This window comes from Sinobaca sp. TMA16-18 (assembly GCF_059510535.1).
Window position 1 is genome coordinate 53,022 of record NZ_JCAKFM010000012.1, and the last position, 9,539, is coordinate 62,560.

At 42.9% G+C, this 9,539-nt stretch carries 8 protein-coding genes; 5 read left to right on the forward strand and 3 right to left on the reverse strand.

Annotation, left to right across the window (positions count from 1 at the left end; genetic code table 11):
* The first annotated feature begins 48 nt into the window (after positions 1-48).
* On the forward strand, positions 49-1,164 hold the full coding sequence (locus tag AC5W14_RS15990) for an MFS transporter (RefSeq protein ID WP_496194985.1): 1,116 nt from the start codon (positions 49-51) through the stop codon (positions 1,162-1,164).
* Between the two features lie 429 nt (positions 1,165-1,593).
* The gene (locus AC5W14_RS15995; protein WP_496194986.1) at positions 1,594-2,055 is read left to right on the forward strand and encodes a universal stress protein; all 462 of its coding nucleotides are present in this window, start codon (positions 1,594-1,596) and stop codon (positions 2,053-2,055) included.
* 68 nt (positions 2,056-2,123) lie between these two features.
* On the opposite strand, the gene AC5W14_RS16000 is transcribed toward AC5W14_RS15995, so the two are convergent.
* Entirely contained in the window at positions 2,124-3,008 is an 885-nt protein-coding gene (locus AC5W14_RS16000; protein WP_496194987.1) for a universal stress protein, read from the reverse strand.
* Positions 3,009-3,092: 84 nt separating this feature from the next.
* A complete protein-coding gene (locus tag AC5W14_RS16005) occupies positions 3,093-3,554 on the reverse strand; it encodes a hypothetical protein (RefSeq protein WP_496194988.1) in 462 nt (153 codons plus the stop codon).
* Positions 3,555-4,253: 699 nt separating this feature from the next.
* Between AC5W14_RS16005 and AC5W14_RS16010 the strand changes: the two genes are divergently transcribed.
* Positions 4,254-5,141: a universal stress protein gene (locus AC5W14_RS16010; RefSeq protein WP_496194989.1), complete on the forward strand. Its 888-nt coding sequence runs from the start codon at positions 4,254-4,256 to the stop codon at positions 5,139-5,141.
* Between the two features lie 7 nt (positions 5,142-5,148).
* Here AC5W14_RS16010 and AC5W14_RS16015 read toward each other — a convergent pair whose 3' ends face one another.
* A complete protein-coding gene (locus AC5W14_RS16015) occupies positions 5,149-7,011 on the reverse strand; it encodes a heavy metal translocating P-type ATPase (RefSeq protein WP_496194990.1) in 1,863 nt (620 codons plus the stop codon).
* A gap of 365 nt (positions 7,012-7,376) precedes the next feature.
* Between AC5W14_RS16015 and AC5W14_RS16020 the strand changes: the two genes are divergently transcribed.
* Both AC5W14_RS16020 and AC5W14_RS16025 read left to right on the forward strand, forming a co-directional pair.
* Positions 7,377-8,075 carry a DUF429 domain-containing protein gene (locus AC5W14_RS16020; protein ID WP_496194991.1) on the forward strand — a complete coding sequence of 233 codons (699 nt, stop codon included), beginning with the start codon at positions 7,377-7,379 and terminating at the stop codon, positions 8,073-8,075.
* 216 nt (positions 8,076-8,291) lie between these two features.
* Entirely contained in the window at positions 8,292-9,386 is a 1,095-nt protein-coding gene (locus AC5W14_RS16025; protein WP_496194992.1) for a CAP domain-containing protein, read from the forward strand.
* Positions 9,387-9,539: the final 153 nt, after the last annotated feature.

Below are 9,539 nucleotides of genomic sequence, written 5' to 3' on the forward strand. Positions count from 1 at the left end.
TTTTTTACTTATTAATAGAGTGATCGTTCTATCAAAAGGAGGATGGATATGTGGAAAATAGTATTTCCCGGCATTGCGATGATTGGTATTGTGTATGCTTTTGCGAGGTTCAGTTTTGGTTTATTTCTTCCGGATATTAGTGAATCATTGGGACTGTCAGAAAGTCAGGGGGGAATTGTCGGTTCTGCAGCATATATGGCCTACACGGCGGCTCTCTGTTCCGCTTATATTTTTATTCGTACGTTTACTGCCCGCCGTATTGTATTACTGGCCGGGGCGACAGCTTTTCTGGGAATGGGGGGCATCGCATTTTCAACAGGCTTTTACACCCTTGCGATCAGTGCTTTTGCTGCTGGTTTAGGAAGCGGCTGGGCCTCTCCCGCATTCAGCCAGGTGATCAGTCAGTCTTTGCAATCTTCTCTTCAAAATAGAGGTAACACGTGGATTAATACCGGCACTAGTTTTGGATTAATCGTAACAGGCCCCATCGTTTTACTATTTACAGAGCAGTGGCGCTGGAGCTACCTGTTGTTTGCTGCTATTACTGTGATCGTTTGGTGGTGGAATGCCGCGGTACTGGAAAAAGAGGAAAGGCCGATGCGGGCGGTTGAACAAAAGGTACCGTGGGGCAGCTCGTTTAAACAAGGCCGTTTTTTAATAGCAGCTTCGCTTGGAATAGGATTCAGCTCGTCTGTGTATTGGACATTTTCAAGAAGTTACGTTTCTGTAATTCATGATTTTTCCATGAATCAGAGCATTGTTTTCTGGATTGTAATGGGAACTGCCGGTATTATGGGCGGAACCGCGGGAGGAATTATTCAAAAGATAGGGCTGCCTTTAGCATTTAGGGTCGGAGTATTTGTCACCGCAGCATCCATTATTGGACTGACCATGCCCGGCCAGCCGGCTGTTTATCTATCAGCTGTGTTATTTGGCGTCTCCTACATTTTTATGACGGGGCTCTTTATTGTATGGGCTACACGGGTTTTCCCAGATTATCCATCGCTGGGAGTCAGTATGTCGTTTTTATCGCTCGGCATTGGGCAGGCACTGGGATCAGGAGCTGGGGGGCTAGTCATTGAAAAAATATCGTATCCGTTTGCGTTTATTACTTTTTCGCTCATTGGCCTGCTCTTTATATTCTGCAAAGTAGAGAAGGAGTAACGGGTTCTATGTACGTTTTGATTATTAAAAGGTCTATTGGCAGAAATTTATTTTTTCCTGGATGAAAGAAACATACGAACCGTGTACACAATTGCAAACGTGACGATAAAAGACAAGACAAGTAAACCTAAAGAACTCATATCCGGCATATACAATTCACTCCTTTAAAAAATTATATATAAAAATAAAGCCTGCAATTAACTTTGTAAAAAAAAGTGTGATCAGAACGTTTTACCTATAAATAGAAAGGGTAATATATGCATAAGAGGTAATTTTCAACAATGTTCCTAAAGACAATTATATAGCAGGCAGTAATGAATGGATATAAAGCCATACCATAAGCCGGAAAAAGAATCTTTATTCTTTTTCTGGCTTTTTGTCGTCTATAAGTAAACGAAAGAAAATAACTATTCGAAAGGGAGATGAAATATGGAACAATATAAACGAATTTTGGTTGGAGTGGAAGCTCTTGAGGGAGCAAGCCATGATGCTTTCGAGGAGGCCTATGCAGTTGCAGAAGCTCACAATGCCGGACTTATTATTGCTTTTGTGATAGATAAGAAAGGCTATGCAATGCTCGAAAGAATGGATCCACGCGGTTTTGACCAATTAAAGAATGAAGCCCGGATGAAATTGAAAGAGTATGAAGACGATGCGATTCAAAAAGGATTGACTAACGTCCAGACTGTTTTGGAAATAGGAGATCCAACAAAAATGCTCGTGCAGGATTTATGCCAAAAACACGAGGTTGATCTAATTATCATAGGAAAATCCGGAGGCACACGAATAGATCGTTTGATGCTGGGAGACAAAGCGAAAAAAATCCAAAAAATATCAAAGTGTAATGTGAAAGTGGTCAGTGGAGAAACGATTCCTCCTATGAGCGTGTAAACATTTGCTGTTGATTATCATACACGAAGCCCTCTGCATTGTGCAGGGGGCTTCGTGTATGTCGTGATTTAATCAAAAGGATGAACAATTAACACATCACAGGCTGATCTGCGCACAATACTTTCGGCTACACTGCCGAGAAAGCGTCGTTCCACCCGGTTTAATCCAGAGGCCCCTGCGACAATCAGGTCTGCTTTGTATGCCTCCGCGATACTTATCGGAAGAGCGGTTTTAGGAGAACCGCGTTCAATGATATATTCAATATTTTCTGCGTTCTCCTGCTCCGCTATTTCTTTATACTGATCGATAATACTTTCTGCGCTCTTCTTAAACATAGTGAGAATTTCTTCGGTATGCATATCAAATGATGAAATGGCAGGGGTATGGAGCACATGCGCGACAACGACGGCACTGTTGCTGATTTTCGCTAAATCAATAGTTTTCCTAAATGCGGCGATGGATTCATCAGATCCGTCAGCGGCTACCAAAATCGTGCGATACACTGATGGGGCTGTCTCATTGCGCACGATTAACACATCACAATGGGCCTGTCGCACGGTGCTCAGCGATACGCTCCCCATGACGTATTTATCAAAAGTTCCCGCTCCGGAAGCCCCCGTAACGATTAAATCCGCTTCATAACTCTCAGCTAAAAGATGAGAAACCAATTTCTGCGGATTTCCGCTCTGCAGGGTAGCAATAATATCAGCTACGCCGGCCTGCTGTGCTCTGCGTTTGCTTTTGTCCAGGATATTTTGTCCGGTTTCCTCAGCAGCCGGGATAAGAACAGGAGAAAATATAGAGGCGCGGCTGTAGTTTTTGTAATCGACTACATGTCCTATTATTAACGTACTGCTATACTCTAACGCTAATTCAATTCCCTTTTCAAGCGCTTTTTCCGAATCATCTGAGCCGTCAACTGCAACAAGAATTTTTTTATATTCTGTTTTCATTTTTCTTACCCCGCAATCTTATAGTATTTTCACCTAAAGGATTCAATAATATAAAAGAGATAAGGAGCCGGGCGTAAAGATTGTCTATTCGCTTGTATCTGATTGTTTCAGCCGATTTTTGTATTTGCGCATGGAGAACTGGTCGTCTTGTTCCAAATGAGAGACTTTATTCTGCAGATAAATAAACGTTTGAAAAAGCATGGTTGTTTTAAATGCAACGGATAAACTCTGTTCGTTCACGTCACTATTGCCCGGGGAGGCAGCGATGGAAAAGTAAAGAAACATTTTAGGGTCTGCATCCAGCGTAGGGGCATCAAGGGCAATCAACATAGCCAGGTTCAGTTCAGTCACAAGGGGGTCTTTGTTCTGCAGGGAATAATGAAGCCATTCATGCGGATAAAGGTAGAAACCGTAAAACGGAGCAATTCTTGCTACTTCTACATTTTGGGAAGCCTGGAATAGAAGATCCTCCATCCCATTTGGCGGACGTTTCAGTGCCGCCATCATCTCTTCATATACAGCGTAACGCATAGAATATCTCATCATAAAAATCCTCTCTGAAGAAATTCAATTGACGGGTCATCTCTCAACGTTTCAAAAAGATTAATCTGTAAAAAAGTTACAGGATGGCTGCTTCTATGGAAAGGCTGTTAGCAGGAATGGAGTTTATTGAAATGGGATATTTGTAGTAGGAAAATAGGTACTTAAATGATGAAGTGGAGAGGAAGTGGGGTAATGAATTTAAATATTCAAAAAAATGTCTGCACATATTTAAACGTTTTTATTTTTAATGAAATGTTCAACCGTAGACTGATAAGAATTTATTACATGATTAACATCAATAAATCAACATATTCTTAAAAATGCATTTGAAATACATATTAATGCCTATATAACGAATTATAGGATAAATTAGGAGTATGTCAACCACCTTTGTCGTTTAGTGTGAATAAAGGGACTTAATAAATTAACATAAAGCAGCATCTTTTTTTGAAGCAATGCCCATGCGGGCTGTGGTACAAGCAGATTGATCTTAAAAAGTACGATGCTGATGATACCGTTGTTTTATTTTTTTATTTCCCCGTTGTGTCTACAGTTATTCCTCTGAATTTCTTATTGATTCCTAAAACCTATAAAACCTTCATACATTGGAATAGTTGGATAAGTGTGAGATGTATCACTTTAAAGGCTGGCAATTTTGAGTATACTAGTATCATTAAATATGAGAAAAAGCTGGTGAAAAAGATGAATCGGTACAAGCGTATTTTAGTGGCTGTAGATGGTTCGAAAGAAGCGGACAAAGCATTGCAGCGGGGCATTAGTCTAGCCAAACGATACGATAGTCATCTGTTCATCTGTCATGTAGTAGAAAGCAAAGAATACAGCAGGGTGCCTGTCTACCAGGAAGAAATCAAGCAGGCAGCCGTAGAGAATGGAACGGAAATATTAAAAGACTGTGAAAAGGCAGCGGAAGGATCCGGGGTTAAAGAAGTAGTTACTATCCTGAAACAGGGTATTTCGCCCCAAAAAAAGATCGCTAAAGAAATCGTTCCTTTATACAATATTGATTTAGTGATTACAGGCGCCTCCGGATTAGGTCTTATCGAAAGTTATCTATTAGGAAGTGTATCTGCTGGAACGGTTCATCTCGCTGGCTGCGATGTCCTGGTAGTGAAGAACAAAACATTTACTGAAAATTATCACCGTATCTTAGTCGCTATAGATGAATCGGCCATTTCGATGAAAGCATTCGAGACGGCGATTACTATCGCCCGGGAACAGGAATCAGACATATCCGCTGTGCACGTTTTGTATACGCCGCTGGCGCATTCAGTAGAACAGTTTCGCGATGACATTCAAGACATCTACATGAAGAATGGACAATTGCTTTTAGAAAGGTATCAAATAATAGCGGCTGACAATGGAATGCAGGATATGCCGATTTCGATGGAATACGGGGCCCCTAAATATATTCTGCCGAAGGAAACCGCCTGGCTTTATCGTGCTGATCTTATTGTTGCCGGTGCCACGGGAGCGGGAATGGAGAAAGGGATACATTTAGGAAGCGTCTCAGAAGGAATTGTCCGGAGAGCCACCTGTGATGTGTTAATTATCCGGGATAAGCCCAGTTAATACCGGTCTATGGTTTCAACATGCGCAGGCCATTTAAAATGACGAGAATGGTACTGCCTTCATGACCGATGACACCAAAAGGAATCGTAATGGACTGCGCAAAATTTAAAATAACTAACATGAGAATGACACTGACAGAAAAGTACATGTTCTGTTTAATAATCCGTTCCATCTTCCGCGCCAGGTTAATCGAATAGGTAATACGCGATAAATCATTTTTCATTAAAATAACATCCGCCGTCTCAAGTGCAACATCGGTACCTTCCCCCATCGCAACGCCGGTGGAAGCTGCCGCAAGTGCCGGAGCGTCGTTAATGCCGTCTCCAATCATAGCAACGTACCGGTAGGTTTCCGTTAATTTTTTTATTTCGTTCACTTTGTCCCCCGGCATACAACTGCCTATATAAGCATCGACGCCGCTTTCTGCAGCGATGACTTCGGCTGTTTTTTGATTATCGCCTGTAAGCATAATGCAGTGAATTCCTAACTGCTGAAGTTCTTGAATAGTGGATTTGGTATTTTCCCGAACAATATCCTTTAAGGCAATGGCTGCCGCTATTCCTTTTCCGTCCCTGACAAACGTTACGGTCTTTCCTTCAAGAGCCAGTCGGCTCAACACTCCCCCTTGAAATAGTTCTGCCTCTTTTTCATCCACAAATGCAGGCTTTCCAATTAAAATGTCTTCATTTTGAATAGTCGCTTTCAAACCGTTTCCCGGCACATCCGTTACCTGGATATTGGGTAACGGACTGATTCCTTTGGCTTCAATAAACTTCATGATTGCTTTAGCCAGCGGGTGATTGGACTGTGATTCAATCCCTGCAATTATTGCCATCAGCGCCTCACGATCGATATCTTCCCGGAACACAAAATCCGTTACTTGAGGCCGCCCCTGGGTGAGCGTGCCCGTTTTATCCATAGCCACAGCTTGAATAGAGCTTAAGTTTTCTAAATGTACGCCCCCTTTAAAAATAACGCCATTTCTTGCTCCATTGGATATAGCTGCAAGCGCAGCCGGCATGATGGAAGCGACGAGGGCGCACGGGGAAGCAACAACGAGAAGAAGAATCGCCCGGTAAAACGTCGTATTCCAGTCCCAGCCGATTATATAGTGTGGAAGAAACAACATAAACGAAAAGACTATTAATACGACAATGACATATCGTCCTTCGAATCGTTCCACAAACTGCTGGGAAGGTGGTTTTTCGCTTTGGGCCGATTGAACAAGGTCAATAATTTTCTGGACGAGCGTTTCGGAATTTGGCTTGGTCATTTCCATCGTAACCGCACCGCTTAAATTTACAGTAGAGGCATATAAATCATCATTTATATCTTTAGAAACAGGGATGGATTCCCCACTGATCGCAGATTCGTCTACGACAGTATGACCTTTCACTAGTTTGCCATCAGCAGGCACCCGCTCTCCGGGTTTAACGATTAGCATATCTCCGGAGGTTAAGGAAGCCACAGCCACACGGGTGGTTACGTCGTTTTTTAACAGCCATGCTTCTTCGGGCTGGATTTTCATCAGCGCCGACAGCTCTTTCCGGCTTTTGTTCATCGTATAGGTTTCCAATGCGCCGCTGAGGGAAAAAATAAAGATTAAGATAGCTCCTTCAGTCCAATAACCAATAATCGAAGCGCCTACTGCAGCGAGAATCATTAACGTTTCCACATTAGGCTTTCGGTCCTGGATGGTTTTTTTGACTCCGTATTTCGCTTTCGCATAACCGCCGATAACAAAGGCCAGTATATAAGTGATGACCGACAAGCTGCCAGCTTCAAAAAGTTCAAGGGTATAAGCAAAAAGGATCAAAACGCCGGAAGTAAGAGCAGCGATTAATTCAATGTGCAGCTTCAGTTTTTCCATGAACGTTCTCCTTTATACAGGCTGGACGAAGGAAGGGATAAGAGGGGACGAATAATATATAGTTTACTTCGATAAATAATATACAAATCCTCTTGAAATGGATCTTTTTATGACGTTCTAGAGCATTTAAATCAACTGTTTTGTTCATTTATTGCATCGCCCCATAGTATAGGTGTGGATAATAGCTTTGTCATAATAATATTCTAATTGTGTCTAAAAAAGATTATTCAATAAATGTTAATATTATTAGTAGTAACAAGCTTTATTTTACCTAAGACACTGACATATAAAAAAGCAAAGCAAATACCTGGGTAATGAAAAGCCATACGTTCCCATTACCTGTATAGATGAAAGGAGGAGCCGTGGTGAAAGCAATTGGACTGGATGGATGCAGAGGTGGATGGCTCGCGGCTTTCGCCGAAGACGGAAAGGTACATCATATAGAGGTAATACCCGGCTTGAATCAGCTCCGGCCTGAACCGGATACTTCTATATGGATAGATATGCCGATCGGCCTGCCGGCTGCCAGCGAGTACCCGCGGCGGGTGGAGGCGCTGGCGCGCCGGAAACTCGGAAAACGGCGTTCCAGCGTATTTCCGGTGCCTTGCAGGGAAGTACTTGCCTGCAGCAGCTACCAGGAAGCAAATGTGTTACACAAACAGTTAACAGGTGCAGGCCTGCAAAAGCAGTCCTGGTTTTTATTTCCGAAAATAAAAGAAGTAGATGTTTTTGCTCGTCTGGTGCCTGTGAATGAAGCACATCCGGAAGTCGTATTCGCAGATCTGAACGGAGAGCCGCTGTTGGAATCAAAGAAAACGAATCCGGGTCTCTCACAGCGCCTCGATCTGATCCAACTGCTTGATTCTGATATGGCTAATCTATTTTCTAAAACACTAAGCCTATATCCCCGCAGCGTATGCACCCGTGATGATATTCTGGATGCTTCCGTATTAGCGGCAGCCGCATGCCATCCTGAATGGGGCGCAGCCGGCATAGATCACCAACCGGTATATTCTACTGAAGGGCATGAAATGAATATAAGAACCCTTGCACACAAACCGTAAACAACCTGCCGTCCAGCCGCAAGCAGGTTGTTTTTTTATGGAACCAGGGTTTTCCCCCGTAGTATTTACAACTGACATACAGGGCGGACTTAGGAGTCCAATTAATAGAATGGTGCCTCATGAGAATGATACAATGATGGGCGAAGATAATTAGTAGAACAGTGCCTCCCGCCGGAAACGGCCGGGAGTATTGAATAGATGAGGGTGGTTCGTATTTTGAGAAGATTGTTTTTATTGGTGTCTGCTGTGCTGGTTATCATTTGGACGAAACCGTTATGGGAGGAGCGCGCCGGCGACGTAATGCCTGAACCATTAAACGATACGATAAACAATGGCTTTGACTTTGAGGAGATGACAGAAGAGGCGGTCACCCTTTTTAATGCTTTGATAGGTTCTGTACAAGAACCTGAGCAGGAAGCAGTGGAAGTAGAAGAACCGGAACTGACCACGCCGGAGGATCAATCTTTTTCCGTAGGTAATGTGGAACTGGGGGATACCAGGCAGGAAGTGGAAGATATGTATGGAGAGTCTATGCGTGAAAGCGAGAATGAATACGGGGTAAACTGGTTAACCTATCATGAAAACTATCATAACTTTATGATGGTTTCGTACAATGAAGAAGGTATCGTTCAAGGGCTTTACACAAACCAGAATTTACTTTCCTCCCAATATGATATTACATTGGGCGACTCAAAATCCTATGTAAATGAAACGTTGGGTGAATCCGAGGACATGATGCGAAATGGCGGATTTACCTATCAGGTCAACAGTGAAGGAGAATACGGCGTTCACCATCTGGATGGGAGCTATGTAACTATGTTTTACGATGTTCATGAGTCGGATGAAGTAACGGCTGTTCAGATCATTGACGAAAATCTGGAAACGACGAAAGAAAGTTTTTACACGAGCAGTAGTGAAACATTAAAAGAAGGGTTTGAATATCAATTATTCGACCTGACAAATGCAGCTCGTGTTCGTCATGGCCTTCCTGTTCTGGAGTGGAACGAGGAAGTAAGAGACTCAGCCCGTGAGCACAGTACCGATATGTCGGAAAATCAATTTTTCAGCCATACGAACCAGCAGGGACAGTCTCCTTTTGAAAGGCTGGAAGAAGACGGGATTACTTTTACCCGGGCGGGGGAAAATCTGGCGTATGGACAATTCAGCAGCGTGTTTGCCCATCAGGGATTGATGAATTCAATGGGCCATCGGGAGAATATTCTGCACGATAGTTTCACGGAGCTTGGCGTTGGCGTAGAGTTTAATGATGACAACCAGCCATTCTTTACAGAAAAGTTTATAACAATATAATTAAAAACACCTTTCATTTAGAAAGGTGTTTTTTTCAGGCTGTCGAGAAAGTTTTTTTCTCGGCAGTTTTTTTGTGGGCAAAGGGCTGGAATGGTCGTATACTGAAAAGAAAAGGGGCGATCCTAAGATGCTTGGCAAAGCCAAAAACCATCG

Coding starts and splice junctions, on each gene's coding strand:
- AC5W14_RS16000 (WP_496194987.1), bottom strand. CDS start 3,008: ATGAAAACAGAATATAAAAAAATTCTTGTTGCAGTTGACGGCTCAGAT.
- AC5W14_RS15990 (WP_496194985.1), top strand. CDS start 49: ATGTGGAAAATAGTATTTCCCGGCATTGCGATGATTGGTATTGTGTAT.
- AC5W14_RS15995 (WP_496194986.1), top strand. CDS start 1,594: ATGGAACAATATAAACGAATTTTGGTTGGAGTGGAAGCTCTTGAGGGA.
- AC5W14_RS16010 (WP_496194989.1), top strand. CDS start 4,254: ATGAATCGGTACAAGCGTATTTTAGTGGCTGTAGATGGTTCGAAAGAA.
- AC5W14_RS16005 (WP_496194988.1), bottom strand. CDS start 3,554: ATGATGAGATATTCTATGCGTTACGCTGTATATGAAGAGATGATGGCG.
- AC5W14_RS16015 (WP_496194990.1), bottom strand. CDS start 7,011: ATGGAAAAACTGAAGCTGCACATTGAATTAATCGCTGCTCTTACTTCC.